The sequence below is a fragment of the Enterobacter sp. HK169 genome (assembly GCF_001719105.1).
Taxonomy (GTDB): domain Bacteria; phylum Pseudomonadota; class Gammaproteobacteria; order Enterobacterales; family Enterobacteriaceae; genus Enterobacter; species Enterobacter asburiae_B.
Genome location: NZ_CP017087.1, coordinates 157,735 through 182,143 on the forward strand (window position 1 = coordinate 157,735; position 24,409 = coordinate 182,143).

A 24,409-nucleotide genomic window follows, 5' to 3' on the forward strand; every position below is an offset into this window, starting at 1 on the left:
TGATTCATAAGCTACATTTACTAACGCATAACCATATAAACGGAAAATATTCTCGTTTGCGGGATAAAAGTGACCTGACGCAATATTTGCGTTTTGATGCTTACTGATAATGTTGTCACGAAAAGTGAGGGTGACTGCATGGATAAATTACTTGAGCGTTTTTTACAGTACGTTTCGCTGGATACCCAATCTAAACCGGGTGTTCGCCAGGTGCCGAGCACCGAAGGCCAGTGGAAGTTATTAAACCTGCTTAAAGAGCAGCTTGACGCCATGGGGCTGGTCAACGTCACGTTAAGTGAAAAAGGCACTGTGATGGCAACGCTGCCGGCGAATGTTAAGGGTGATATTCCGGCGATTGGCTTTATCTCCCATGTCGACACCTCTCCGGATTTTAGCGGTAAACATGTGAACCCGCAGATTGTGGAAAACTACCGCGGCGGCGATATTGCGCTGGGCATTGGCGACGAGGTGCTCTCGCCGGTGATGTTCCCCGTGCTGCACCAGCTGCTGGGCCAGACGCTGATCACCACCGACGGTAAAACGCTGCTGGGGGCGGATGACAAGGCGGGTATCGCGGAGATCATGACGGCGCTGGCGGTGCTGAAGGGCAAAAATATCCCGCACGGGGATATCCGCGTGGCCTTTACGCCGGATGAAGAGGTCGGCAAGGGCGCGAAGCACTTCGACGTGGAAGCTTTTAACGCGCAGTGGGCCTATACCGTCGACGGCGGTGGCGTCGGTGAACTGGAGTATGAAAACTTCAATGCCGCGTCCGTCACGATCAAAATTGTCGGCAACAACGTTCACCCCGGCTCGGCGAAAGGTGTCATGGTGAACGCGCTGTCGCTGGCGTCCAGAATTCATGCAGAAGTCCCGGCGGAAGAGAGCCCTGAACAGACCGAAGGGTATGAAGGTTTCTATCACCTGACCAGCATCAAAGGCACCGTGGACAGCGCGCAGATGCACTACATCATCCGCGATTTCGACCGCAAAGCCTTTGAGGCGCGCAAGCGCAAGATGATGGAGATCGCCAAGAAGGTCGGTAAAGGTTTACACCCTGATTGCTATATTGAGCTGATCATTGAAGACAGCTATTACAACATGCGCGAGAAGGTGATGGCGCATCCGCATATTCTCGATATCGCCCAGCAGGCGATGCGCGATTGCGATATTGAACCGCAGCTGAAGCCGATTCGCGGCGGCACCGACGGTTCTCAGCTGTCGTTTATGGGGCTGCCGTGCCCGAACCTGTTTACCGGTGGCTACAACTACCATGGCAAGCATGAGTTTGTGACGCTCGAAGGAATGGAAAAAGCGGTGAAGGTGATAGTGCGGATAGCGGAGTTGACCGCGAAGCGGTAAGAAAAAGCCCGGTGGCGCTACGCTTACCGAGCCTACGATCGTAATGTAGGCCGGGTAAGGCGAAGCCGCCACCCGGCATTCAGGCAAGGAGCGCCATGTCAAACTATCGTCGCCACTACGTCCCTGGTGGAACCTGGTTCTTCACCGTCAACCTGCAAAACCGCCAAAGCGATTTGCTTACCCGTCATATCGACAGCCTGCGTGCTGCCACCTCAACGGTTAAACATGCAAAGCCATTTACTATCAACGCATGGGTAATCCTTCCTGAACATATGCACTGTATCTGGACCTTACCGGAAGGCGACAGTGACTTTTCGGCCCGCTGGCGCGACATTAAAAAGACATTCAGCCGCTACATCGGCATGCGCCATATCTGGCAGCCACGCTTCTGGGAGCACACAGTCCGTAACGAAAAAGACTACCGTCGGCATGTGGATTACGTCTACATCAATCCGGTGAAACATGGCTATGTCAGTAAGGTCAGCGACTGGCCGTATTCAACGTTTCATCGCGATGTACGGGAAGGCTTGTATCCGGTGGATTGGGCGGGAGAGATCGAGGATTTTGCGGCGGGTGAGCGGAGATAAAAACGCCCGGTGGCGCTACGCTTACCGGGCCTACGGGATCGTGCTTTTGTAGGCCGGGTAAGGCGAAGCCGCCACCCGGCAAATATCACGACTTAGTCCTCAAAGAACCAGTACCCGCTGTTGACCAGCGCGGCGAGCATCGCGAGGAAGGAAGGATCTTCCAGCGCATCGCCAAAGGTGTCGGCAGTCAGCACCAGATGGCTGGCAATGGCTTCCAGCGCCGGACGGTGCGGAGAGTCCAGCTTCTCGCCGTTAACGAACACTTCTTCACCAATGCGCAGCACGCGCAACCCGCCCAGACGCGTCAGCTTGTCGCCCTGCTGAAGCGCATCATAAATCTCGTCAGCCTGATACGGTGGCTCCGGCGGCGCAACGTCCAGCTCATGACGAGACTGGCTGATAAACTCACCAAACCACTGTTTGAAGTGCTCCGGCTCGTTGATCAGATCCAGCATCATGCCGCGCAGCTTATCGAGTTCTTCTGGCAGAATATCCGCCGGATGCTCGCGCGCAGGCACATCAGGATCGCTGTAACGATAGCTGCCCAGCTCGCGTTGCAGAACATAGTCGGCAAATCCGCTGATCATCTCGCGGCCGCTTGGCGCGCGGAACCCCACGGAGTAGTTGAGTGAGTTTTCCAGGGAGTAGCCTTCGTGAGGGAATCCCGGCGGAATGTAGAGAATATCACCCGGCTCCAGCTCTTCGTCGATAATCCCTTCAAACGGGTCAACCTGAAGCAGGTCAGGATGCGGGCAGTGCTGCTTCATCGGGACTTTTTCGCCCACGCGCCAGCGGCGGCGGCCCGTACCCTGAATGATGAACACGTCGTACTGGTCAAGATGTGGACCTACGCCGCCGCCCGGCACGGAGAAGGAGATCATCAGATCGTCCATGCGCCAGTCGGGCAGGGCGCGGAACGGGCGCATTAAGGCGGCAGTGGGCTCGTGCCAGTGGTTGACCGCCTGCACCAGCAGCGACCAGTTGTTTTCACCGAGGTGATCGTAGCTTTCGAAAGGACCGTGGCTAACCTGCCATTTCCCGTCCTGGTGGCTGACCAGACGGCTGTCGACTTCGTTTTCCATGGCCAGACCTGCCAGCTCGTCAGGCGAGATAGGGTCGACAAAATTGCTGAATCCGCGTTTCAGAACCACCGGGCGTTTTTGCCAGTAACGTTCAATAAACTCGGGCCAGTTAAGCGTTAAGTGATAATCCATATTTTTTTATTCCGCAGGCTCTTACTGACTCGGATTATAACGGAAGCTCAGCCCCCCGGCTGCGAGATCCTCGCATTTTTCACATAACGGGTTAACTATCGTTCAATGTGGGCTGCTGGCGGCCAAAAATAACCTCCATTCTGGCGCCGCCCAGCAGACTTTCGCTGGTTTCGATTTTCCCGTCGTACTGGTCGACAATCTCACGGGCGACGGCTAATCCGACGCCCTGGCCAGGACGTAGCGTATCGGCGCGCTGACCGCGATCGAACACCACATCGCGTTTATTTCGAGGGATCCCCGGGCCATCATCCTCAACGATAATATGCAGTTCGGTTTCCGTCTGACGCGCTGACACTTCCACGAACTCCAGGCAGTATTTGCAGGCGTTATCCAGTAGGTTACCCATCACTTCCATGAAGTCATTTTTTTCACCCACAAAGCTTATCTCTGGCGAGATATCGAGGCTGATGTTCACCCCTTTACGCTGATACACCTTGTTGAGGGCGGACGTGAGGTTATCCAGAAGCGGGGCTACCGGGTGCAGCTCGCGGCTCAGAAGCGCGCTGCCGGAACGCATGCTGGCGCGGTGCAGGTAATAGCCAATTTGCTGGGAAATACGGCTGATCTGCTCCAGCATCACCGGCTCGGCATCATCGACGCTCAGCTTCGAACTGCGCATTGAACGCAGGGTACTTTGCATGACGGCCAGCGGAGTTTTCAGGCTGTGGGTCAGGTCGGTAAGGGTGGTACGGTATTTATCGTAGCGTTCGCGTTCACTTTTCAGCAGGCGGTTGAGGTTACGCACCAGGCTGGTGAGCTCACGGGTGGTTTCCGGGTTCAGCTTCTCGCGATGATGTTCTTCCAGCTCACGAACCTCTTTCGCCAGTGATTCAATGGGGCGCAAGCTCCACCACGCCGCTACCCACAGCAGCGGGATCACCAGCAGGAGATTCGCAGCCAGAACGTAGATGAACCAGCTCCAGACCATATAAGAACGCTTCAGCTCGACCGGAATGGTGTCGATCACCACAATGGTCAGCTGCGGCATGTTCAGCGTCGCCGGATAGAGGTTAATCGCGACGGAGTGCGTCATCTCCGTTTCGGCGTTGTCGGCGCGGATCTCGTTCAGCTTTTGCTGCAGGGAGCGATCTTCACGGATCAGCGAGCTGGTGGTGTTGAGATCGGCTTCAATTTCATGAAACCCGTTGGTTTTGAGCCAGTCCGGACGAATGCTTTTAACCAGCCAGGGGATATCACGCTGCGCCCACAGTAATTTACCTTTTTCGTTATAAATCAGGGCCAGCGTTGGGCTCTGCTGGTTGAGGTTTTCCGGCATTTCGACGGTGATTCGGTTGTTTTCCCACTTCGCCAGGGTATAAAACAGATTGCTTTCGCCGCGCAACAGCCGAAAGGTTGTTTTATCAAAGCTGACGCTGTAGCCCACCAGGGCGACCATGCCGTAGGAGAGCGACAGCACCAGCACGACGGCGGCTGTTGCCAGTAAGAAACGAACCCGCAGCGAGAGGGGCAGAATGTGGCGTAAAATCCCTCTCATTTAGCGTAATTCGAACAGGTAGCCCTGGCCACGGACGGTGGTAATCACATCCTGCGGATACTGCGCCTGAATTTTCTTACGTAAACGTCCCATCAGCACGTCAATGGTATGGCTCTCGCGCAGTTCAGCATCAGGATAAAGCTGGAGCATTAAGGAATCTTTGCTCACCACTTTGCCATTGTTACGGATCAGCGTTTCCATGATGGTGTATTCGAAGGCGGTGAGCTTAATCACTTCCTCATTGATCGCTAATTCCCGGCGGGAGAGATCGACCTGGAATGGCGGGATGGAAATAACCTGTGAAGCCAGCCCGCTGTTGCGGCGTAACAGCGCCTGCATGCGCGCCGCCACCTCTTCAATATGAAACGGCTTGGTGACGTAATCGTCTGCACCCGCGCTGAGCACTTCGACCTTATCCTGCCAGCCTTCACGGGCGGTCAGAACCAGAACCGGCAGGGAGACATCGTGGCTGCGCCAACGGCGAATTAACGACAGGCCGTCTTCGTCAGGCAACCCTAAATCGACAATGGCGATATCCGGCAGGTGTTCATTGAGATAATAATCGGCTTCTTTTGCATCTTCAGCATCGTCCACCTGATGTCCCATCTCCTGAAGCTGAACCTTCAGGTGATGGCGTAGCAATGCGTTATCCTCAACAACCAGTACGCGCATCATCTCTTCTCCCTAAATAATTGGTATGAATAGTTTAACGCTGATTATGTTGTTGTGGGGATAAACATTGAGTAAACCGGGGAAAAGCATCCCCCTTTTCGGGCGAAAAGGGGGAGAGGGGCGTTACTTCAGCTCGTCGACCATGGTGATGGCGCGGCCAATGTAGTTCGCCGGGGTCATCGCCTTCAGGCGCGTTTTCTCTTCTTCCGGCAGCGCCAGACCGTCGATAAACTGCTTCATGCCTTCGGCGTCAACGCGTTTGCCGCGGGTCAGCTCTTTCAGCTTCTCGTACGGTTTTTCGATACCGTAACGGCGCATCACGGTCTGGATTGGCTCCGCCAGCACTTCCCAGTTGTGATCCAGCTCGTCCAGCAGACGGTCGCGGTTCACTTCCAGTTTGCTCACGCCTTTCAGGGTGGACTGGTACGCGATCAGCGCGTAGCCAATGCCCACGCCCAGGTTACGCAGTACGGTGGAGTCGGTCAGGTCGCGCTGCCAGCGGGATACCGGCAGTTTGCTCGCCATATGCTGCAGCACGGCGTTTGCCAGGCCTAGGTTGCCTTCGGAGTTTTCGAAGTCGATTGGGTTTACCTTGTGTGGCATGGTGGAAGAGCCGATTTCACCGGCGATGGTTTTCTGCTTGAAGTGGTTCAGGGCGATGTAGCCCCACACGTCACGATCGAAGTCGATCAGGATGGTGTTGAAGCGCGCGATGCAGTCAAACAGTTCGGCGATATAGTCGTGCGGCTCAATCTGCGTGGTGTACGGGTTCCACTGAATGCCCAGAGAGGTCACGAACTCTTCGCTGAACTGGTGCCAGTCCACTTCCGGGTAAGCGGCGATGTGGGCGTTATAGTTACCGACCGCGCCGTTGATTTTGCCGAGGATCTCAACCTGCTCCAGCTGACGGTACTGGCGCTCCATACGGTACGCGACGTTCGCCATCTCTTTACCCATCGTGGATGGGGTGGCCGGCTGGCCGTGGGTACGGGAGAGCAGCGGAATGTCGCGGTATTCCACGGACAGCGCTTTTACCGCGTCGATGATTTTACGCCAGTAAGGCAGCACCACCTCTTTACGCGCGGTGGAGAGCATCAGCGCGTGAGAGAGGTTGTTGATGTCTTCAGAGGTACAGGCGAAGTGAATGAACTCAGACACGGCATGCAGCGCAGGGACGCTTTCCACTTTCTCTTTCAGGAAGTACTCAACCGCTTTCACGTCGTGGTTGGTGGTGCGTTCGATGGTTTTAATGCGCGCGGCGTCTTGTTCGCTAAACTCAGCAACGATTTTATCAAGGTAATCGTTTGCCTTTTCGTCAAAAGCAGGAACTTCCTTGATTGCTGCCTGGGCGGCCAGCTTTTGCAGCCAGCGTACTTCAACCTGAACACGGAACTTCAGCAAACCATATTCGCTGAAGATCCCGCGCAGCGCGCTGACTTTATCGCCGTAGCGTCCATCGACAGGGGATACGGCGGTCAGTGAGGATAATTCCATAATTCGCAACTCCGGGAGGTTAACAATGAGCAAGAATTTGTTTTGCCTGAGTGGTCAGGCGATTACGAGAAAACATTAACTGCAGGCGGCCACCGCCCACCTGGTGCCACAGCACGGCGGCGCGGATACCTGCCAGCAGGGACGCGCGCACTTTTGCCTGTACCTGCGGACTTTGCAGCACGGCAGGGGATCCGGTGACCTGAATACGCGGGCCCAGCGGGCTGATGACGTCAACATAAATGCCGGCCATAGCGCTCAGCAGCGTGTCGGACTGCAGGTCAAAATGATCGAGCTGGCGCTGCAGCCCGGCAATACGATCGCCCAGGGTATTCATTGCGCCTTTTGCAGCGCTCAACTTACGCTCCAGCACCATCAGGCTCAGCGTGTAGCGGGTCAGCTCCGCGTTTAATCCCTGACGGCTGCTGGCGTTAAGCACGCCGAGCAGGGTTTCAAGACCGAGACGAAGATTAGTTTCACTGCCGCCGAACACGCCCAGGGTCGAGCCGGGGTTGAGATCGATAACGCTGTTCAGTGAAACGTGCAGGGCATCTGCGTCGCAATGACCCTGATGCGCCAGCTGTTGCACCAGACGGGCTGACTGGCAAATTCCCGCCAGCGCCAGGGTGATGTCATAGTAGTTCTTCGCCACACGGTCTCCTTTATGTGTGAATCGTATTAAACAGCAGGCAGCGGCAGGCGCTGTTCAATGATCCCGCCGCCCAGACAGATTTCGCCGCTGTAGAAGACAGCAGACTGACCCGGGGTGACGGCGGCGACCGGCTCGTCGAAACGCACGTCAATGCGATCGTCATCGAGCGCGGTAATGGTGCAAGGAATATCGGTCTGACGGTAGCGTGTTTTCACCGTGCAGCGCAGCGTGCCTTTCAGCGGCTCACGATCGACCCAGTGAAGCTGCTGCGCGATAAGGCCAACGGACATCAGACGCGGATGATCGTGACCCTGGGCAACAACCAGAATATTGTTTTCGACGTCTTTGTCGACAACATACCATGGATCTTCGCTACCTTCTTTGGTCCCGCCAATACCCAGGCCTTTACGCTGACCGAGCGTGTGGTACATCAGCCCCTGATGCTGGCCAATCTCTTCCCCGTCGACGGTGACAATTTTACCCGGCTGAGCAGGCAGGTAACGTCCCAGGAAATCGCGGAATTTGCGCTCGCCGATGAAGCAAATGCCGGTAGAGTCTTTTTTCTTCGCGGTGATCAGGTCCAGCTCTTCGGCGATTTTACGCACCTGCGGCTTTTCCTGCTCGCCGACCGGGAACAGGCTCTGGGCGATTTGCTCGTGGCTCAGCGTATAGAGGAAATAGCTTTGATCTTTGTTGCCGTCCAGACCGCGCAGCAGCTGGCTTTTGCCATTCACGTCTGCGCGACGCACGTAGTGACCGGTCGCGATGTAGTCAGCGCCCAGATCTTCCGCGGCGAATTCCAGGAAGGCCTTAAATTTGATCTCTTTGTTGCACAGAATATCCGGGTTCGGCGTGCGGCCCGCTTTGTACTCTTCCAGGAACAGTTCAAAAACGTTGTCCCAGTATTCTGCGGCAAAGTTAACGGTGTGCAGTTCAATGCCGAGCTTATCGCATACGGCCTGCGCGTCGGCGAGATCCGCAGCGGCGGTGCAGTATTCCTCGCCATCATCTTCCTCCCAGTTCTTCATGAACAGGCCCTCCACCTTATAGCCCTGTTGCTGTAACAGGTAGGCGGAAACGGAGGAATCGACACCGCCGGACATGCCGACGATCACTTTTTTCTGGCTGTTATCTGACATGGAATACTCACGACATTGAACTTCAAGGCGGCGTATTCTATCACGCCCCCCCACCATTGACACCCTCTGTAAACGGCCAGTTAAATGCGCCGATGACATCCAGCGGTAAGCGGCCAGCAGACTGCCAGCAGCGAATGCTTTCCGAAACCAGCGGCGAGCGCAGGTTTGGCGCGTTCAGGATCTCGTCGGCGGTGACCCAGAGACAGCGATCGATATCGTCATCCTGCGGCTCTGTGGCGCACGTTTCGCTAAGCTCAACGGAGAATAAAAAGCGCAGGAACGGGGTGTGATCCGGCGCGATCCACTGGTGCATACGGATGAAGTGCTGGGGCTCAGCGTGGATGCCGGTCTCTTCCCACAGCTCGCGTTTTGCTGCCTGCAGCAGGGTTTCATTGGCTTCAAGGTGTCCGGCAGGCTGGTTCCACAGCGCTTTGCCGTTAATGCTCTCTTCAACAACAAGGAATTTACCCCTGGCGTGGACCACGCAGGCAACCGTGACATGAGGTTTAAACATAGTGACTCCTTAAGGGGCGACGTCGCGCCATTCGCCGTTTGCCAGCGTTTCCAGGGTGTAGCTGCCCATGGCGTAGCGAATGAGACGCAGGGTAGGGAAGCCGACGTGTGCGGTCATGCGGCGAACCTGGCGGTTGCGGCCTTCATAAAGGGTGATTTTGAGCCAGCTTGTCGGGATGGATTTACGTTCACGAATCGGCGGGTTGCGCGGCCACAGCCACTCCGGCTCATTCACGCGTTCAATACCCGCGGGCAGGGTTGGGCCGTCGTTCAACGTCACGCCGCTGCGTAGCGCTGCCAGCGTCGCGTCATCCGGCTCGCCTTCCACCTGGACGAAGTAAATTTTGCCGGTGCGTTTGCCCGGCTGCGTGAGCTTTGCCTGCAACGCGCCGTCGTTGGTTAAGACCAGAAGGCCTTCGCTGTCGCGGTCCAGGCGCCCGGCCGCGTAGACGCCCTGAACGGGAATGTAGTCCTTCAGCGTGCTGCGCCCGGCTTCATCGGTAAACTGCGGCAAAACATCGTAGGGTTTATTGAACAAAATAACCCGCTTCGGCTGGGTTTCCTGCGGTCTTCTGGCGGCTTGTCGCGAGCTGAATCGCTCAACCCGGTGTTTTGTAAAAGAAGTTTTCTTCATGGTATTTTCAGGCGTTATCAATTGCCGCATTATAGCCTAATAACGAAGACCTTTCATGGCGCAGGACAATCAGGTACTATCGAAGGGCTCATTACAATTTATTAACATAAGATCAGTAACAACCAGAAGCGCTCGAAGGAGAGGTTAATGGAAAGCAAAGTAGTTGTTCCGGCGGAAGGTAAAAAGATCACCCTGCAAAACGGCAAGATTAACGTTCCTCACAATCCGATTATCCCGTTCATCGAAGGTGACGGTATAGGTGTAGACGTTACCCCGGCGATGCTGAAAGTGGTTGATGCCGCTGTTGAGAAAGCCTACAAAGGCGAGCGTAAAATTTCCTGGATGGAAATTTACACCGGTGAGAAATCTACTCAAGTTTATGGCCAGGACGTCTGGCTGCCAGCAGAAACGCTGGACCTGATCCGCGACTACCGCGTTGCTATTAAAGGCCCACTGACGACGCCAGTTGGCGGCGGTATCCGTTCCCTGAACGTGGCACTGCGTCAGGAGCTGGACCTGTACGTGTGTCTGCGTCCGGTTCGTTACTATCAGGGCACCCCAAGCCCGGTTAAGCACCCTGAACTGACCGATATGGTTATCTTCCGCGAAAACTCAGAAGACATCTACGCGGGTATCGAATGGAAAGCGGACTCTGCTGACGCAGAAAAAGTGATTAAATTCCTGCGCGAAGAGATGGGCGTGAAGAAAATTCGCTTCCCTGAGCATTGCGGTATCGGCATCAAGCCATGCTCTGAAGACGGTACTAAACGTCTGGTGCGTGCGGCCATCGAATACGCGATCACCAACGACCGTGACTCTGTGACTCTGGTTCACAAAGGCAACATCATGAAGTTCACCGAAGGCGCGTTCAAAGACTGGGGCTACCAGTTGGCGAAAGAAGAGTTCGGCGGTGAGCTGATCGACGGTGGCCCATGGCAGAAGATCAAGAACCCGAACACCGGCAAAGAGATCATCATTAAAGATGTGATCGCCGATGCGTTCCTGCAGCAGATCCTGCTGCGTCCTGCAGAATACGACGTGATTGCCTGTATGAACCTGAACGGTGACTACATCTCTGACGCCCTGGCAGCACAGGTTGGCGGTATCGGTATCGCCCCTGGCGCGAACATCGGTGACGAGTGCGCCCTGTTCGAAGCGACCCACGGTACTGCACCTAAATACGCGGGCCAGGACAAAGTGAACCCAGGCTCTATCATCCTGTCCGCAGAGATGATGTTGCGTCATATGGAATGGTTCGAAGCCGCAGACCTGATCGTTAAAGGTATGGAAGGCGCGATCAACGCGAAAACCGTAACTTACGATTTCGAACGTCTGATGGAAGGCGCTAAGCTGCTGAAATGCTCAGAGTTTGGCGACGCGATTATCGCGAACATGTAATCCAGATTCTGGGTTAAACAAGAGCGGGGGCCTGAGGGTTCCCGTTTTTTTTGCCTCTGCCTGCGGGAGACAACACGATGTTAGCCACCGTCCTTATCGCTGTCGTTGCTTTCATTCATCTCTACATTCTTGTGCTGGAAATGTTCCTGTGGAATACCAAAACAGGACACAAGGCCTTTAATCTGCGTCCTGATTTTGCGCGCGAGACCCGCGTGCTGGCCGCGAATCAGGGGCTGTATAACGGTTTTCTGGCGGCCGGTCTGCTCTGGAGCCTCTGGCTCGGGGAAAAGGGGATTCAGGTGGCCATCTTCTTCCTGGCCTGCGTGCTGATCGCCGGACTCTTTGGCGCAGCCACCGCCAGCCGAAAAATTTTGTATGTACAGGCCGCGCCCGCTCTCGCAGCGCTGCTTGCGTTACTCATCTGAAGCAATGCTTTGGTTGAGATAAGGCGTCCGATATACTGATGGCTTTACCCTTACAGGTTAGCGACGAGACTGTTATGAACAACGATATCCCACTGAAATATTATGACATTGCCGATGAGTACGCGACGGAAGCCGCAGAGCCGGTCGCTGAGTCAGAGCGCGACACGCTGGCACATTATTTCCAGCTGCTGCTCACCCGTTTATCGAATAATGAGGAGATTAGCGAGGAAGCCCAGCAGGAGATGGCCACTGAGGCCGGGATCCGTGCGGGTCGCGTTGATGATATTGCGAACTTCCTCAATCAGTGGGGAAATGAATAGTCTGCTTCAAAAGCCGTTATGCTGATGCTTTGCGATACAGCTCAGCATCACGCTATCGGACCACATGCATTTTTTCCGCAGAATATGCGACGCGGGGGCGTCGATAAACAGCGCGAAAATAACGGTCAGACAAAAGAGTACCACTGGGAATAGTAAGGATAATTTCACGTTTTTAACCAAAATATGAGTGTGCTTCAGGGTAATCTACCGTCTGAATGTGACGACTATATGTTTTTGCGTAAAAAATAGAAATGCCCGACTGGAAAAAAACGGACGCGCAAGGCTTCGGATTACGTTGCGACCCCGGTGAGTCGCTTCGCCAGCTCGCTCCGGGTGAGTGCTTTTGAAAAATACCATCCCTGAATCAGCGCATCGGGATATCTGCTTGCAATAAAGCGATATTGAATTTCATTTTCCACACCCTCGAAAACAAGCGTTTTATTCAATCTTGCCAGGGCATCGCAGAAGATTGCAAAGATGTTTTGCTTATAATGCTCGCTGATGCCGTCCACCAGCGACTTATCAATTTTGATTTCATCATATTCAAGCAGCGACAGGCGGGCGAGATTGGAGTTTTGCACGCCAAAATCATCTATTGATATTTTAACGCCGAGCGATTTCAGCTCCTGACAGAATCCCTCGAGGATATCTGCCGTGGAAACGGCTTTCTCAGAAAGTTCGACCTTCATCAGGGAAAGGGGAAGGTGATTGGCAAAACACGCACGACGCAAAATGGTAATGAACTGTCCATCTTCAATTTCCTTGTGCCCAACGTTTATTGAGACTATCAGCTGGTGTTTTATCGCCAGAGGGGCAATTTCGGAAAGGGATTTTTCGATAATGTTACTGTAATATTTTTTATACAGACCGATCTTCTTAATTAATGGGATAAACAGCTCCGGAGAGACGTCCCCGTGCTTTTGGTCACGCCATCTCGACAGAACTTCTACACCCACGATTTTTTGATCGTGAATGCGAATAATGGGCTGATAGTTAACACTGATGGTATTCGTGAGGACGGCTTTTATCAGCGTACGTTCCAGAGAAAAACGGTCTTCATAGATACGGAAGATAAATAACGTTATCGCAATCCAGATAAAACAGAGAATGACCGCGAGAAGCGCAAAGATAAACGGAGGCAACGAGGCGAGCCCGGCGTCGTGATGCTTCACGATGACGCACAGGTCCCAGAAGGCGCTGCACTGTGTCAGGGTCAGGGTAAACAACGTCGAATGCAGCCAGCTCTGCTGATTTAGCTCCGTGGCGGCCGAAAAAAAGACTCTGCCGAAGTCTTTGGTGGTAGCACTGAGCGAATAGCTTGCGGTAACCGGGGTGAATTTATCGTAAGCATAGCGGGAGGTGAAGATAATAATATTATTATAAATTGCCGCATTGCCCGTGAAAAAGTCTTTTCTCGAAAACTGGGCCAGGAGAAAGCCCCTCGGCGTTTTATGCAGTTCTGCAGGAAGTGCAACGGGCGTCGCGAGTTTCCCCCAAAAAGCGGTACAGACTATTTTTCCCTTCTCAATAAAGCCGATATCGGCAAAATAAAGATTATTAAGCTTAATTTGTCTGTAGCGATCGAGGCTGGTTTTATCGCATCCCTGCGTCGTGATGCTTTTGAGACCCAGCGCCACGCTTTGGGACACGTCTTCTGAATAATGTAAAAGGGTACGGGATATTTCACGCTGTTTGCTCTTCTGCTGACCAATGATTACAGCATTGACCGCGTAAAGAGACAGGAAGACCAGAAGCGTTGAAACAATAGCAACGGCAATGAGCTTTTTCATTTTCCAGTTATCCAGTCCGCTCCCTGATTTCACAAATCTTAACACAGCCAGGGCAAGGAACAAGCCTGATAGTCACGTCATGTGAGTAAATGCCGGCAGGTGAACTCATACGAAAGTATCAGTTTTTTAAGACAATTCTCAGCTAAGCTATTTTCATTGTTATAAGCAATACCGGGTTAGCACAGGCTCTTCTACCAGAACATCCATGCTTGTTTTTTCTATTAAGGAAAACATCGTGCGCAACGTGATGATCCCTATTCTTAGCGCTCTGTTTCTTTTTCTGAGCGGCATTTTGATTATTAACTGGCAGCTATGGCAGATGGCGAAGCTGAGTAATAGTCATACCGCCACGGCGAGCACCCAAAAAATAGAAAACATTCTGGCTGAAGCAGTCAGTGCGGCCAGCACGGCAAAGCGCGTTGCGGCTCAAGGGTGTACCAGTAGCGGACAGCTGGCGCTGGGGACAGAGGCAGCGCTAAAACCGCATCTGCGCGCCATCATGATCGAGTTGCAGGGTAAAATCATCTGTACTTCCCTTCCCGGGAATGGCGTGTTGATTATTCATCCTGAGACGTTACCTGCCGAAAAATTGATGCTGTTACCCGGCAATCGACTGGTGAACGGCATTCCGGTGCTTATCTTCCAGATGCCCATCGCGGGAGGGCGCGTCATTGTCAGCATCAGTGACGCGCATTTGCAGGACGTCATTGCAAGCGCATCGAACAGCGTGGATCTGGGGCTGGTTGTCGGCGAAAGCATGCTTGTTCGCAACGGCGATGTGAGGGGCTGGAAAGCGGCCTCCTGGACGGGGGCGCTTATGGCATCAACGCAATTTCCCTTTAGCCTTGCCTGGCAACCTCCTGCCTTTTTCAGCCTGACGCGGCTTTTGCAACAGGGATGGAGCCTGATACTGCTTATTCTCGCGCTATCGGTGGCGGTGGGTATTTTGATCCGCCGATACAAGGGGAAAAGCACCTCATTTGAAGACGACTTACGTAAGGCCATTTTGCAGGGGGAGATCGAGCCTTATTACCAGCCGATCGTGAACGGCGATACCGGCGGGCTGTACGGCGTTGAGGTCCTGGCAAGATGGAAGCATCCAAAGTCAGGCTTTATCCCGCCGGATGTCTTTATTCCGATTGCTGAACGTAGCGGGTTGATTATTCCGCTGACCAAAGGATTGATGGCGAAAGTGGTGACCCAGCTTAAGCCGCTTTTGCCTAAGCTACCGGACGGGTTTCATATTGGGGTGAACATCAGCGCCAGGCATATTAATGCGCCTTCATTTATCGGTGACTGTCGCGTTTTCGGGAACGGGTTTCAGGGTAAAGAGGTCAAACTGGTTCTCGAGGTGACCGAGCGTGAACCGCTGGTCGATAATCCTCACCTCGTGGAGAACCTTAACATGCTGCATAACGCCGGCTTTGTTATTGCCCTGGATGATTTTGGTACGGGTTATTCCGGGCTGTCATGCCTTAATGCGCTTGCCATTGATTATATTAAAATTGATAAAAGCTTTGTGAACCGGGTTTCAGAGGAAAAGGACTCAACCATCTTGCTGGACTGCGTCATTGACCTGGCGAAAAAACTCTCATTGCGCATTGTCGCTGAAGGCGTAGAAACAAAAGAGCAACTGGAGTATCTCAACCGTAATGAGATAACCCTGTTACAGGGATATTATTTTGGTAAGCCCGTCTCCTATATCGATTTTATTAAAGTCATTTTATCTAAACCCAGGGAGACTGTTAGTTTGTAAAACGAAATAAAGACGAGCTTCTGTTGTATGCTTAAGTGCAATTCATTTTCCTCTTATCCCGAGCTTTGTTACAGTGACAAGAGTTGTCAGCCAGGGATGTCAGGCGTGATAAGGTGGAAAAGCTCGTGCATGTGAAAAATACTTTTTACACAACAACCATTACCGTCATCATTGTCTCATTGATCATCTCGCTGTCGCTTGCCGTCCAAATTGCCACGTCCAGACAGCAGTCAATTCAGCAAATTAATACCAGCGTTGCTAACCTGAGCCATACCCTTGATGTCTACACCGAGGGGATCATGCGCCAAAGCGAAATGTTAATTACTACCGTTTCCGACATAATCGAAATTTATGGCATGACGCCGCAACAGGCGACCAATATTCAGCGGATGATAAATAATCAGGATAATCTTCTTACCCAGATTAATAATGTGGTTGTTTACGACGCTCAGGGCGATATCTTTACCGCGTTGCACGAAACTTTTACAGGCCCACGCAAAGGATCGGACAGGTCATTTTTTATCTATCACAAGGAAAATAAAAATCAGCAGATTTTTATTGGTGAGCCCGTGGTCAGCAGAACCAATGGCAAATGGGTCATTACCATTAGTCGTCGCCTTGAAACCCACACCGGGGCATTTAACGGTGTCGTGGTGGTGACGCTGGGTATCGAGAATTTTCTCGCGCTTTACGGGAAGATTAATATTGGTCACCTGGGCGTCATTGGCTTAACGACACAATCCGGCGTGCTGCTGGTCCGTCACCCCTTTAAAAATACCTACGTCGGCACGATTTTTTCTGATTCACCCCTCTTCAGGAAATACCTAAAGGTACAAAATACCGGGATAGCCAGTTCCGTTTCGCGGTTTGATAAAATCGAACGCATTTACGCCTATGAGAAAAACCGACGCTACGGGCTGGTGACCACCGTGGCCGTCAGCATTGATGAAGCCCTCGCTCCGTGGCGCAAGCAGGCTATTCAGCTGGCGCTGCTCATTTTCGTTTTCACTGCGATACTTATCGTCGCGTCATACTTCCTGTATTCCGACTTATCCAGAAAAACCAGAGATAATAAGGCGCTGAAGATTATCGCTTCCGAGGATGCGTTGACCGGGCTGTACAACCGTCGCATTTTTGATGAAAGAATCCTCTCGGAAATCGCGACTTGTGCCGCGCATGACGCAGCAATTTCGATACTGATTGTGGACGTGGACTACTTCAAAAAATACAACGATAACTACGGCCATCCGGAAGGGGACCGGTGTCTGACGCTGCTGGGAAACAGTCTCCGGGAGAGCCTTACCCGTGATAATCAGATTGTGGCGCGCTATGGCGGAGAGGAGTTTGCGCTGATATTGCCTGATACGGATATCCAGGAGGCGCTTCGACTGGCGCAGACGATTATTCGCAACGTGTTCTCCCTTCAAATCGCGCATGATTTTAGCCCCTTCGGGCGGGTGACGGTAAGCGTCGGGATTTCTACCGCGCGTGCGGTCGACATCGCGGGCAGCCAGCAGAATATCATTATTGCCGCTGACCAGGCGCTCTACCAGGCAAAACGCGCAGGACGTAACCGGTACGCGTTTGTTGGGGTATGAACAGAAAAAAAAGCCCACTCAGGAGTGGGCAAGAAATACTGGAAGCAATGTGAGCAATGTCGTACTAAATACCTGAGTGTTACGCTCAACTATTCAGTGTTGAGAAAGATAATCTTTCTCAACAAAAGATGCAACCCCACAGTTTATGCGGCTGGACCTTTTTGTTGATGAATAATTGCGCACTCTCTCATTGTGATGCCTATCACAAATTTCCTTTCTGAAATCCTGTGCTATTCTTTTTTGTGTCGTTGATTTAATGACAAAAACCATACAGAGAGGAAAGTTATGGGAATTTTATCCTGGATTATCTTTGGGCTTATTGCGGGTATTCTGGCGAAGTGGATCATGCCGGGCAAAGATGGCGGTGGGTTTATCGTCACCGTAATACTGGGTATTATCGGCGCGGTAGTCGGCGGCTGGATCAGTACGCTGTTCGGTTTTGGCAAAGTCGATGGCTTTAACTTCGGCAGCTTTGCCGTCGCGGTCATCGGTGCGCTGGTTGTTCTGTTTTTCTACAGAAAAATCAAAAGCTAAGGCTTACAAGCGTGAAAAAAGGCTGCCAGATGGCGGCCTTTTTACGTAGTGGCGTTTACCACCAGCCAAGCTGCGTGCCGGCAAACGCCGCGATGGCAACGATCAGCATAACGAGGGTCGTTTTTCTCATTTATGCCCCAGGCGCCGCGTAACCACCGACAAAAAACCATGCTAAAAAAATCACCGCCGTTATAAAAATAACGACCGGGAAGAGGATCCCTATTCTCATATCATCACCTGTTTCGGTTTTTGTAACGCCGTAGAGTGTACGGGGTTAATCGATAGTGAGAAAGCGTGTTTTGCTTTTTCCTTTCTTATCCTGATACATCGCGACATCTGCGTCGCGTAATGCGCTGTCCGGATCGGTTATCTGAGGGTCCACTTCGATAACGCCGACGCTGGCTCCGGGGTAAATGAGGTTGACGCTACCCAGCCAGTATTCACCGGCAATACAGGCGCTGAGGCGCGTTTTGAGCAGCGTGACCTGCGCGTTATCTCCTTCGCTGTGGGATGTGCTCAACGACGCCACCAGAAACTCATCGCCGCCCAGCCTGCCAATGATATCGTCCTGCTGTTTTTCTTCCGTCAGACGCTTGCCCACTTCAATCAGGAACTGGTCGCCAGCCTCGTGGCCGTAGCGATCGTTAATCAGCTTGAAATCATCGAGATCGATGAACGCGATGACGGTGTTACGTTTAAGGTGCCGCGCCAGCGAAAACAGCGTGGTCAGATCTTCAAAAATGGCGCGACGGTTGGGTAAACCGGTAAGGGCATCCGTGTAAGAGTGCGCGATGAGGGCCGCGTTGGCTTCGCGAAGCTGGGTTACCAGCGACTCTTTCTGAATGGACTGGGCAATCAGACCGGCGAATAACTTCAGAACCTGTTCACCGCGCTCGCTAAGCGGCTTTCTGGCCGTGCTGGTGGCACAAAGCGTTCCGTAGAGTGAACCATCCGCAAGATGGACAGGAATACTCATGTAGGTCGTAATGCCGAGCGCTTTCGCCGCCTCGCACTCCGGCCAGCGTTCGGGAACGTCGTTGCTGAATACGGTGTCGCTATCCAGCGCGCGCTTGCACAGTGTTTCATCCCATGGGACGCTCAGCCCCTCAGGAATTGTCATCTGCTTGCTGTTGCGGGCGTAGAGGATATGCTGCAGTCGGGCTTCGATATCTACCTTGGTGAGGTAAGTCGACTCCATGTCAGTCACGATCTCCAGCATCTCCAGCAGCTGGCGAACGAGACCTTCAAGGGATTGTTCAGTGGCGAGGGTTTCTGAAACACGGGCAAGGATAATATCCGACATGACGTAGAATGACTCCCAGGCAGAAGACGTCTGCATCTGCATGTTATGCTGAGTTTTTAGACTTCAGGCATAGTAAAACATGAATATAGAAAATTTAATATATGCAGGGAGGGGGCAGCAGCAGAGAAAAAAAGGCCCCGTTGTTGAGACCGGGGCAAAGACATCTTGATTACGGAATGATGTTCTCTGGTCATATCGAGAACATGCCACACTATAGTGTTGAAAAGTGCAGTTAAAATGGAGAAATCATGGAGAAAGGGGCGATGACCCGTTACCCTTAGACTGTCATGATGTCACAAGGATCAATGAGATGAGATTTCTGCTTCTGGCGCTGGCGCTTCCCCTGGTGGCCTGCACCGCAAAAACAACTCCACCCGATGCCCCGAAACCGCCTCACGCTATCGGTATGGCGAACCCGGCCTCCGTGTACTGCCTGGAGAAAGGTGGGGAACAGATCCCGGTTCAAAGCCCGCAGGGCGTACGCACGGAGTGCAAACTACCGGGCGGCGAAGTGATTGATGAATGGACGCTCTACCGTCGCGATCGTCCGCAACCCACCAGGTGACAGACGTATATTGCCTGCGATACACTTCTCTTTAGGATTATTCTTAGCCAGTCCCTGGCTACCGTTACCGTGAGAGAAGTATGTTTCAGCTTAAACCGGGCAGCATGGCGATGATCATCGGTGCCCGCACGGCGTCAGGCCGTCGCAATATTGGTAAATCTGTTGAGCTGTTTGGCCTGTGTCAGCCCGGCCTGCGTTTCGTTAACCCGGTCAACGGCGTGATGACGCAATTACCCGCTACCGCCGATCGCGCCCTTTGGCTGGTGACTGGCGATGTTTACGCCTTTGACAATCAGCACGGCTTTGCCTTTGTCCGCGCCGAACATCTGATGCCGCTCACTCCCGATGAAGCGCCGCAAATCCTCGATGAGCTGGCGATCGGCTGATCAGAGATGGCGCAGCCAGTCGGCTAATACCAGGGCGTGATTTTGCTTCGTGTCTTTGGCAGCGTAGAGCAGGGTGACGGTCTGCCTGTTCGCCAGCGTCGCCAGACGCATTCCCTCGTCAGCATGCTGCGCCAGCTCTTCCCGATAGGCTTTGCTGAAGGCGGCGAAATCAACGGTTTCGCTATGAAAGGCCTTGCGTAATTCATTCGAGGGCGTGAGCGCTTTACACCATTCATCATACGCGAGGTCCGTTTTCTTGACCCCGCGCGGCCACAGCTTGTCCACCAGTACCCGATAGCCGTCGTCCGGACCAGCCTGCTCGTATACGCGTTTGCATTGAATCATAATTCCACCCTCCCAATTTAAGGTATTGTGATAATTGCAGAAGATCGGTAGTCTGAGGTTCCTTATGTTATCTGATAATACTCTGGCATAAGGAACCTTTCATGGAACACCTCCCGGTTAAAACGACGCTGCGCATTGCGCTGGTTGGCGATTACAATCCCAGTGTTATTGCGCATCAGGCGATCCCGCTGGCGATTGACGACGCCGCCGCAGTCCTTGACCTCACCGCCGATTACGACTGGCTTGCCACCACTGAGCTGACAAGCCCTGAAGATCTGGTGGGCTACGATGCCATCTGGCTGGTGCCTGCCAGCCCCTATAAAAACACCGAGGCGGCCTTTATCGCCGCGCGCTATGCGCGTGAAAACGGCATTCCATTCCTTGGCACCTGCGGCGGATTCCAGCACGCGCTGATTGAGTATGCCCGCAATGTGTTGGGCTGGGCCGATGCGGCACATGCCGAGACGGATACAGAAGGCACCATGGTGATTGCGCCACTGACCTGCTCACTGGTGGAAAAAACCGATGCGATTGAGCTGCGCAAAAATACCCTGATCGCAAAGGCGTACGGCAAGCCGGAAATTGAAGAGGGTTATCACTGTAACTATGGCGTGTCGCCGGCGTTTTCCCAGGCGCTGGAAAGCGGTGATATGCATGTTACGGGCTGGGACGAACAGGGGGAAATTCGCGCCGCAGAGCTGGTTACGCACCCGTTCTTCGTGATCACCTTGTTCCAGCATGAGCGTGCAGCGCTGGAAGGCCGTCCGGTCGTGCTGGTGCAGGCGATGCTGCGCGCGGCTCGCGGGTAGGAAAAGGCAGACCCGATGGTCTGCCAGAGTCTTTAACGGGGCGCGATCTCGCGGTCTCGCCCGGCAAGCACGCCGCAGAGCGCCATTATCACGGCGGCCAGAGCGCAGCCCAGAAGCGGGATTTGCCAATTTCCCGCGCTATCGTGAATTTTCCCCATCAGCGGAGGGCCGCAGGCGGCGAGCAGATAGCCAATCGACTGCGCCATGCCGGACAGCGCCGCAGCCTGGTGCGCGGAGCTGGCGCGCAGACCGATGAACGTCAGGCCGAGGATCATCGTTGCTCCAGAGCCAAAGCCAAACACCAGCGTCCACATCACCGCCATGTCAGGCATAAACCATAGCCCCGCCGCGCTTACCGCGCACATCAGCGCCACCGCGCCGGCGATCCCCCGCTGGTCTTTCAGACGGTGGAGGATCAGCGGAACGGCAAGCCCCGGCACGGCCGTGGCCAGCTGCAACAGTCCGTGCACCGAGCCGGCCTGCGCTTCGCTGTAGCCGTGGCTGAGCAATATCGCCGGCAGCCAGCCGATGATGACGTAGTAAATCAGCGAGTTAATCCCCAAAAAGAGCGTTACCTGCCAGGCGAGGGCCGAGCGCCAGATGGCGCGGTTATGCAGCGCGCCAGCGCCCGTTACCGTCGCAACGTGTTTCTGGCGCCACTGCGGCAGCCAGAGCAGCAGCGCGACCAGCGGAAACGTCATTAGCATCAGCAGCGCGCCATGCCAGCCTGCGCTACCCTGCGCCAGGGGAACAATCATCGCTGAGCCAAACGCCGCCGAGACGCCCATCGTCAGGGAATAGGCCCCGGTGAGTCGGGCTACCTGGCCCGGGAAGTCACGCTTAATTAATCCGGGTAACAGCACGTTCCCGAGCGCAATTCCGCAGCCGATGACCGCGGTTCCGATGAAAAGCAGCGCGGCGGAGGGCAGCGAGCGAACCGCAATTCCGGCGCAAATCAGCAGCAGGGCGACAAACAGGCTGCGCTCCATGCCGATACGTCGGGCAACGCCTGCGGCGAGCGGTGAGACAAGGGCGAAAGCCAGCAGGGGCAGGGTAGTCAGCAGACCGGTTTGCGCCGTGCTTAAGCCATAATCAAGACGAATAGTGTCGAGCAGCGGGGCTGCGCCGGTAAAGGTGACGCGAAGCGTAGTGGCAATCATCAGGATGCCTGCAATCAACAGCGCGCCGTGTTTTCCTGAGGTGCGAATAGCAGTAGTCATTATGTTCTCATACGTTCAAGCGAGCGCACACAATACCGATTTTCCCGGCGGTTTAAATCAGGCTAAAATGACAGTTTATCGCTAAAATCGGACAAACTGATGATTGGTCTGGGACTGGACGGCTATGATCCCGATAGCCAGCACGACGCGGCCGTCGCATTTCGCATCCGCGTGGTGGCGGAGGAACAGTATATTCCCCGGCATCATCACCGTAAGGGGCAGCTGATTCTGGCCCTCGGCGGCGCGATCACCTGCGAAGTGGAAAATGCCATGCTGATGGTTCCGCCCCAGTACGCCGTCTGGATCCCCGGCCAGATGCCGCACAGCAACAGGGCCACCCCGGGCGCGCAGCTCTGCTTTTTGTTCATTGAACCGGGGGCGGCAAGCTTGCCCGACCGCTGCTGCACCCTGAAAATCTCCCCTCTGGTGCGGGAGCTGATTTTATCCCTGGCGGAAAAATCGCGTGAACAACTCTCTCTTGCGGCCACGTCGCGCCTGGTAGACGTTCTGTTTGACGAGCTGCCGCTCCAGCGTCAGGAGCATCTGCAGCTGCCCGTCTCGCCCCATCCTAAAATTCGGCTGATGAGCGAGAAAATGGCGGAAGAGCCCGCCGCCTGGCAGACGCTGACGCAGTGGGCGAGCCACTTTGCCATGAGCGAACGCAACCTGGCGCGGCTGGTAGTGAAAGAGACCGGTTTAAGCTTTCGCCGCTGGCGTCACCAGCTGCAGCTGATCGTGGCGTTACAGCATTTGATCGGTGGGAAATCGGTACAGCAGGTGGCACAGACACTCGGCTACGACTCTACCACCGCGTTTATCACCATGTTCAGAAAGGGACTGGGCCAGACGCCGGCGCGTTATATGGCCAGCCTGACTACGACTTCCCAATAAACAGAGAGACAAGGCCTGCCGCAATCAGCGGCCCCACCGGAACGCCGCGAAAGAGCGCCACGCCCAGCACGGTGCCCACCAGCAGACCCGCCACCAGCGAGGGCTGGCTGCTCATCAGCGTAACGCCGCGCCCGCCCAGCCACGAAACAAAAATCCCCACCGCGATCGCCACCAGCGATTTCCAGTTTACAAACGAGTGCAGCAGGGTTGAGGCGGGAAGCGTGCCGCTGGCGATAGGCGCCATTACCCCGATGGTTAAAATAATGATCCCGATGGTAAGGCCTTGTTTTTCTATCCACGGGAAGAAGGTATTTAACGGGGTCACGCGAACAATAATCAGCACCAGAATCGAGATGGCGACCGTGGTGTTATGGCTGACAAAGCCGAGCGCGGCGAGTGCCAGAAGAATGAGCAGAGTAGGGTCAAACATAGGGAATCCTTGCCAAAATAATCAACTTGCTTACTTTACGCGCAAACGCGGCGGAGGACAGTTTTAAAAAGATTATATTGCTGTCATAACCTTGTCATTTACGCGGATTAAAACGAAGGCAGATATCGCAAAAGGGGTCGCCATCATGAACGATCACATGTTTGTTGAAACGCTGATTATCTCCTCATCGTTTTTTGCTATTGCCATTATTCTCGTCGCCTCCGTGCTGTTTCTGGAAAGAAAAGGCTGACAGGGTCGCCAGCCATCGCGGTTACGCTTTGTGGAAGGTCACCAGCTCAGGACGGGCGATGCGCAGGTAATCCTGGGTATCCATAATCACGGATTTCTCCAGCAGGCCGGCGTTAAAGGCGATTTCGTCAAAGCGCTCGAACAGCAGCGGGTCGGCAACCAGCGCCAAATCAGGATGGAAGCTAAAGGGCGGGATCGCGCCGAAAACGCAGGCGGTCAGGATATCGACCTCGGCCGGGCTGGCGAGGGAGGCCTTTAGCCCGCCAAAATGGCTGGCAAGCTGGCTCAGGTCAGCCTGCAGATCGGCGGCCAGAATCGCCAGAACGTGTTTTTTTACGCCGTTTCCCTTCACCTTGCAGACCAGGGCCTTTGCGCCTTGCCGCAGATCGGTCCCGCGAATTTCACTTACCGCTTCACATTTCCCGACCGCCTCGTGCTCCATGACGCGAAAACGCGCGCCCTGCTCGGTGAGTAAGGTAATCAGCTGCTGGTGGGTTCCTGCCCCAATAACGTCGTCAGTCATAACGATTTCCCGGTGATAATCCATTTTGCAGGGTTCTACATTAGCACG

The 24,409-nt window shown here is 54.0% G+C and carries 28 protein-coding genes; 13 read left to right on the forward strand and 15 right to left on the reverse strand.

Translation table 11 applies throughout. The annotated features are described in order from the left end of the window. The first annotated feature begins 138 nt into the window (after positions 1 to 138). On the forward strand, positions 139 to 1,362 hold the full coding sequence (pepT, locus tag EnteroDNA1_RS00840) for a peptidase T (protein WP_064672294.1): 1,224 nt from the start codon (positions 139 to 141) through the stop codon (positions 1,360 to 1,362). A gap of 95 nt (positions 1,363 to 1,457) precedes the next feature. Continuing rightward, positions 1,458 to 1,949 carry an REP-associated tyrosine transposase gene (locus tag EnteroDNA1_RS00845; protein ID WP_064672295.1) on the forward strand — a complete coding sequence of 164 codons (492 nt, stop codon included), beginning with the start codon at positions 1,458 to 1,460 and terminating at the stop codon, positions 1,947 to 1,949. Positions 1,950 to 2,041: 92 nt separating this feature from the next. Here the strand turns inward: EnteroDNA1_RS00845 and EnteroDNA1_RS00850 are convergent, their stop codons facing one another. From EnteroDNA1_RS00850 to rluE, 8 genes are all read right to left on the reverse strand, one after another. Then, complete coding sequence (locus EnteroDNA1_RS00850; protein WP_023311180.1) at positions 2,042 to 3,163, reverse strand: ribosomal protein uL16 3-hydroxylase; 1,122 nt, start codon at positions 3,161 to 3,163, stop codon at positions 2,042 to 2,044. Positions 3,164 to 3,254: 91 nt separating this feature from the next. Further along, the gene (phoQ, locus tag EnteroDNA1_RS00855; RefSeq protein ID WP_033145232.1) at positions 3,255 to 4,718 is read right to left on the reverse strand and encodes a two-component system sensor histidine kinase PhoQ; all 1,464 of its coding nucleotides are present in this window, start codon (positions 4,716 to 4,718) and stop codon (positions 3,255 to 3,257) included. Then, positions 4,719 to 5,390 carry a two-component system response regulator PhoP gene (gene phoP / locus EnteroDNA1_RS00860; RefSeq protein ID WP_033146521.1) on the reverse strand — a complete coding sequence of 224 codons (672 nt, stop codon included), beginning with the start codon at positions 5,388 to 5,390 and terminating at the stop codon, positions 4,719 to 4,721. Positions 5,391 to 5,513: 123 nt separating this feature from the next. Then, entirely contained in the window at positions 5,514 to 6,884 is a 1,371-nt protein-coding gene (gene purB / locus EnteroDNA1_RS00865; protein ID WP_008500757.1) for an adenylosuccinate lyase, read from the reverse strand. 19 nt (positions 6,885 to 6,903) lie between these two features. Further along, positions 6,904 to 7,533, reverse strand: a complete 630-nt coding sequence (hflD, locus tag EnteroDNA1_RS00870; RefSeq protein ID WP_047061594.1) for a high frequency lysogenization protein HflD — start codon at positions 7,531 to 7,533, stop codon at positions 6,904 to 6,906. A gap of 26 nt (positions 7,534 to 7,559) precedes the next feature. Next, positions 7,560 to 8,672 (reverse strand): tRNA 2-thiouridine(34) synthase MnmA, encoded by a 1,113-nt coding sequence (gene mnmA, locus EnteroDNA1_RS00875; protein WP_069302653.1) that lies wholly within the window; start codon positions 8,670 to 8,672, stop codon positions 7,560 to 7,562. A 40-nt stretch (positions 8,673 to 8,712) separates the two neighbouring features. Continuing rightward, on the reverse strand, positions 8,713 to 9,186 hold the full coding sequence (locus EnteroDNA1_RS00880; protein WP_058840814.1) for an NUDIX hydrolase: 474 nt from the start codon (positions 9,184 to 9,186) through the stop codon (positions 8,713 to 8,715). 9 nt (positions 9,187 to 9,195) lie between these two features. Further along, positions 9,196 to 9,849, reverse strand: a complete 654-nt coding sequence (gene rluE / locus EnteroDNA1_RS00885) for a 23S rRNA pseudouridine(2457) synthase RluE (protein WP_069302654.1) — start codon at positions 9,847 to 9,849, stop codon at positions 9,196 to 9,198. A 117-nt stretch (positions 9,850 to 9,966) separates the two neighbouring features. Here rluE and icd point away from each other — a divergent pair, with 117 nt between their 5' ends. The 3 genes from icd (at position 9,967) to EnteroDNA1_RS00900 (ending at position 11,962) form a co-directional block, all read left to right on the forward strand. Next, the gene (gene icd / locus EnteroDNA1_RS00890) at positions 9,967 to 11,217 is read left to right on the forward strand and encodes an NADP-dependent isocitrate dehydrogenase (protein WP_032657958.1); all 1,251 of its coding nucleotides are present in this window, start codon (positions 9,967 to 9,969) and stop codon (positions 11,215 to 11,217) included. Between the two features lie 77 nt (positions 11,218 to 11,294). Then, positions 11,295 to 11,642, forward strand: coding sequence for a DUF1304 domain-containing protein (locus tag EnteroDNA1_RS00895; protein WP_047061595.1), 348 nt, complete (start codon positions 11,295 to 11,297; stop codon positions 11,640 to 11,642). Positions 11,643 to 11,716: 74 nt separating this feature from the next. Next, positions 11,717 to 11,962 (forward strand): YmjA family protein, encoded by a 246-nt coding sequence (locus EnteroDNA1_RS00900; RefSeq protein ID WP_069302655.1) that lies wholly within the window; start codon positions 11,717 to 11,719, stop codon positions 11,960 to 11,962. A gap of 290 nt (positions 11,963 to 12,252) precedes the next feature. Here EnteroDNA1_RS00900 and EnteroDNA1_RS00905 read toward each other — a convergent pair whose 3' ends face one another. After that, positions 12,253 to 13,752 (reverse strand): EAL domain-containing protein, encoded by a 1,500-nt coding sequence (locus tag EnteroDNA1_RS00905; protein WP_069302656.1) that lies wholly within the window; start codon positions 13,750 to 13,752, stop codon positions 12,253 to 12,255. A 235-nt stretch (positions 13,753 to 13,987) separates the two neighbouring features. Here EnteroDNA1_RS00905 and EnteroDNA1_RS00910 point away from each other — a divergent pair, with 235 nt between their 5' ends. From EnteroDNA1_RS00910 to EnteroDNA1_RS00920, 3 genes are all read left to right on the forward strand, one after another. After that, complete coding sequence (locus tag EnteroDNA1_RS00910) at positions 13,988 to 15,508, forward strand: EAL domain-containing protein (RefSeq protein WP_083239567.1); 1,521 nt, start codon at positions 13,988 to 13,990, stop codon at positions 15,506 to 15,508. 113 nt (positions 15,509 to 15,621) lie between these two features. Next, on the forward strand, positions 15,622 to 17,106 hold the full coding sequence (locus EnteroDNA1_RS00915; protein WP_407057509.1) for a sensor domain-containing diguanylate cyclase: 1,485 nt from the start codon (positions 15,622 to 15,624) through the stop codon (positions 17,104 to 17,106). Between the two features lie 285 nt (positions 17,107 to 17,391). After that, a complete protein-coding gene (locus EnteroDNA1_RS00920) occupies positions 17,392 to 17,640 on the forward strand; it encodes a GlsB/YeaQ/YmgE family stress response membrane protein (RefSeq protein WP_069302657.1) in 249 nt (82 codons plus the stop codon). A gap of 130 nt (positions 17,641 to 17,770) precedes the next feature. Here EnteroDNA1_RS00920 and EnteroDNA1_RS22245 read toward each other — a convergent pair whose 3' ends face one another. Further along, positions 17,771 to 17,869, reverse strand: coding sequence for a YoaK family small membrane protein (locus tag EnteroDNA1_RS22245; protein ID WP_029739841.1), 99 nt, complete (start codon positions 17,867 to 17,869; stop codon positions 17,771 to 17,773). Positions 17,870 to 17,914: 45 nt separating this feature from the next. Further along, positions 17,915 to 18,943, reverse strand: a complete 1,029-nt coding sequence (locus tag EnteroDNA1_RS00925; protein ID WP_047061889.1) for a sensor domain-containing diguanylate cyclase — start codon at positions 18,941 to 18,943, stop codon at positions 17,915 to 17,917. A 310-nt stretch (positions 18,944 to 19,253) separates the two neighbouring features. Here EnteroDNA1_RS00925 and EnteroDNA1_RS00930 point away from each other — a divergent pair, with 310 nt between their 5' ends. Then, on the forward strand, positions 19,254 to 19,508 hold the full coding sequence (locus EnteroDNA1_RS00930) for a putative hemolysin (RefSeq protein ID WP_069302658.1): 255 nt from the start codon (positions 19,254 to 19,256) through the stop codon (positions 19,506 to 19,508). A gap of 80 nt (positions 19,509 to 19,588) precedes the next feature. Continuing rightward, positions 19,589 to 19,894: a periplasmic protein gene (locus EnteroDNA1_RS00935; RefSeq protein ID WP_039262013.1), complete on the forward strand. Its 306-nt coding sequence runs from the start codon at positions 19,589 to 19,591 to the stop codon at positions 19,892 to 19,894. On the opposite strand, the gene EnteroDNA1_RS00940 is transcribed toward EnteroDNA1_RS00935, so the two are convergent. Further along, entirely contained in the window at positions 19,895 to 20,239 is a 345-nt protein-coding gene (locus EnteroDNA1_RS00940; protein WP_064672300.1) for a DUF488 domain-containing protein, read from the reverse strand. 101 nt (positions 20,240 to 20,340) lie between these two features. Here EnteroDNA1_RS00940 and EnteroDNA1_RS00945 point away from each other — a divergent pair, with 101 nt between their 5' ends. Further along, a complete protein-coding gene (locus EnteroDNA1_RS00945; protein ID WP_047648075.1) occupies positions 20,341 to 21,048 on the forward strand; it encodes a CTP synthase C-terminal region-related (seleno)protein in 708 nt (235 codons plus the stop codon). 32 nt (positions 21,049 to 21,080) lie between these two features. On the opposite strand, the gene EnteroDNA1_RS00950 is transcribed toward EnteroDNA1_RS00945, so the two are convergent. Then, positions 21,081 to 22,268: a CynX/NimT family MFS transporter gene (locus EnteroDNA1_RS00950; protein WP_069302659.1), complete on the reverse strand. Its 1,188-nt coding sequence runs from the start codon at positions 22,266 to 22,268 to the stop codon at positions 21,081 to 21,083. A 99-nt stretch (positions 22,269 to 22,367) separates the two neighbouring features. Between EnteroDNA1_RS00950 and EnteroDNA1_RS00955 the strand changes: the two genes are divergently transcribed. Beyond that, complete coding sequence (locus EnteroDNA1_RS00955; protein ID WP_033145241.1) at positions 22,368 to 23,159, forward strand: AraC family transcriptional regulator; 792 nt, start codon at positions 22,368 to 22,370, stop codon at positions 23,157 to 23,159. Here EnteroDNA1_RS00955 and EnteroDNA1_RS00960 read toward each other — a convergent pair. Next, positions 23,143 to 23,589 carry a DUF441 domain-containing protein gene (locus tag EnteroDNA1_RS00960; RefSeq protein ID WP_024908579.1) on the reverse strand — a complete coding sequence of 149 codons (447 nt, stop codon included), beginning with the start codon at positions 23,587 to 23,589 and terminating at the stop codon, positions 23,143 to 23,145. The two genes, EnteroDNA1_RS00955 and EnteroDNA1_RS00960, sit on opposite strands and share 17 nt — an antisense overlap. Positions 23,590 to 23,734: 145 nt before the next feature. Here EnteroDNA1_RS00960 and yoaI point away from each other — a divergent pair, with 145 nt between their 5' ends. Further along, a complete protein-coding gene (yoaI, locus tag EnteroDNA1_RS22250; protein ID WP_087822389.1) occupies positions 23,735 to 23,839 on the forward strand; it encodes a small membrane protein YoaI in 105 nt (34 codons plus the stop codon). 21 nt (positions 23,840 to 23,860) lie between these two features. On the opposite strand, the gene EnteroDNA1_RS00965 is transcribed toward yoaI, so the two are convergent. Continuing rightward, positions 23,861 to 24,361: a YbaK/prolyl-tRNA synthetase associated domain-containing protein gene (locus EnteroDNA1_RS00965; protein ID WP_064672303.1), complete on the reverse strand. Its 501-nt coding sequence runs from the start codon at positions 24,359 to 24,361 to the stop codon at positions 23,861 to 23,863. Positions 24,362 to 24,409 lie beyond the last annotated feature (48 nt).

Excerpts from the sequence above, each read along its gene's own strand:
- EnteroDNA1_RS00965 (WP_064672303.1), bottom strand. The coding sequence starts at position 24,361 with ATGACTGACGACGTTATTGGGGCAGGAACCCACCAGCAGCTGATTACC.
- EnteroDNA1_RS00850 (WP_023311180.1), bottom strand. The coding sequence starts at position 3,163 with ATGGATTATCACTTAACGCTTAACTGGCCCGAGTTTATTGAACGTTAC.
- EnteroDNA1_RS00955 (WP_033145241.1), top strand. The coding sequence starts at position 22,368 with ATGATTGGTCTGGGACTGGACGGCTATGATCCCGATAGCCAGCACGAC.
- EnteroDNA1_RS00845 (WP_064672295.1), top strand. The coding sequence starts at position 1,458 with ATGTCAAACTATCGTCGCCACTACGTCCCTGGTGGAACCTGGTTCTTC.
- purB (WP_008500757.1), bottom strand. The coding sequence starts at position 6,884 with ATGGAATTATCCTCACTGACCGCCGTATCCCCTGTCGATGGACGCTAC.
- EnteroDNA1_RS00925 (WP_047061889.1), bottom strand. The coding sequence starts at position 18,943 with ATGTCGGATATTATCCTTGCCCGTGTTTCAGAAACCCTCGCCACTGAA.
- EnteroDNA1_RS00880 (WP_058840814.1), bottom strand. The coding sequence starts at position 9,186 with ATGTTTAAACCTCATGTCACGGTTGCCTGCGTGGTCCACGCCAGGGGT.
- EnteroDNA1_RS22245 (WP_029739841.1), bottom strand. The coding sequence starts at position 17,869 with ATGAGAATAGGGATCCTCTTCCCGGTCGTTATTTTTATAACGGCGGTG.
- rluE (WP_069302654.1), bottom strand. The coding sequence starts at position 9,849 with ATGCGGCAATTGATAACGCCTGAAAATACCATGAAGAAAACTTCTTTT.
- EnteroDNA1_RS00920 (WP_069302657.1), top strand. The coding sequence starts at position 17,392 with ATGGGAATTTTATCCTGGATTATCTTTGGGCTTATTGCGGGTATTCTG.
- EnteroDNA1_RS00945 (WP_047648075.1), top strand. The coding sequence starts at position 20,341 with ATGGAACACCTCCCGGTTAAAACGACGCTGCGCATTGCGCTGGTTGGC.
- mnmA (WP_069302653.1), bottom strand. The coding sequence starts at position 8,672 with ATGTCAGATAACAGCCAGAAAAAAGTGATCGTCGGCATGTCCGGCGGT.
- phoP (WP_033146521.1), bottom strand. The coding sequence starts at position 5,390 with ATGCGCGTACTGGTTGTTGAGGATAACGCATTGCTACGCCATCACCTG.
- EnteroDNA1_RS00960 (WP_024908579.1), bottom strand. The coding sequence starts at position 23,589 with ATGTTTGACCCTACTCTGCTCATTCTTCTGGCACTCGCCGCGCTCGGC.
- EnteroDNA1_RS00905 (WP_069302656.1), bottom strand. The coding sequence starts at position 13,752 with ATGAAAAAGCTCATTGCCGTTGCTATTGTTTCAACGCTTCTGGTCTTC.
- EnteroDNA1_RS00900 (WP_069302655.1), top strand. The coding sequence starts at position 11,717 with ATGAACAACGATATCCCACTGAAATATTATGACATTGCCGATGAGTAC.
- EnteroDNA1_RS00930 (WP_069302658.1), top strand. The coding sequence starts at position 19,254 with ATGAGATTTCTGCTTCTGGCGCTGGCGCTTCCCCTGGTGGCCTGCACC.
- EnteroDNA1_RS00935 (WP_039262013.1), top strand. The coding sequence starts at position 19,589 with ATGTTTCAGCTTAAACCGGGCAGCATGGCGATGATCATCGGTGCCCGC.
- EnteroDNA1_RS00950 (WP_069302659.1), bottom strand. The coding sequence starts at position 22,268 with ATGACTACTGCTATTCGCACCTCAGGAAAACACGGCGCGCTGTTGATT.
- yoaI (WP_087822389.1), top strand. The coding sequence starts at position 23,735 with ATGAACGATCACATGTTTGTTGAAACGCTGATTATCTCCTCATCGTTT.
- phoQ (WP_033145232.1), bottom strand. The coding sequence starts at position 4,718 with ATGAGAGGGATTTTACGCCACATTCTGCCCCTCTCGCTGCGGGTTCGT.
- icd (WP_032657958.1), top strand. The coding sequence starts at position 9,967 with ATGGAAAGCAAAGTAGTTGTTCCGGCGGAAGGTAAAAAGATCACCCTG.
- pepT (WP_064672294.1), top strand. The coding sequence starts at position 139 with ATGGATAAATTACTTGAGCGTTTTTTACAGTACGTTTCGCTGGATACC.
- EnteroDNA1_RS00940 (WP_064672300.1), bottom strand. The coding sequence starts at position 20,239 with ATGATTCAATGCAAACGCGTATACGAGCAGGCTGGTCCGGACGACGGC.
- EnteroDNA1_RS00895 (WP_047061595.1), top strand. The coding sequence starts at position 11,295 with ATGTTAGCCACCGTCCTTATCGCTGTCGTTGCTTTCATTCATCTCTAC.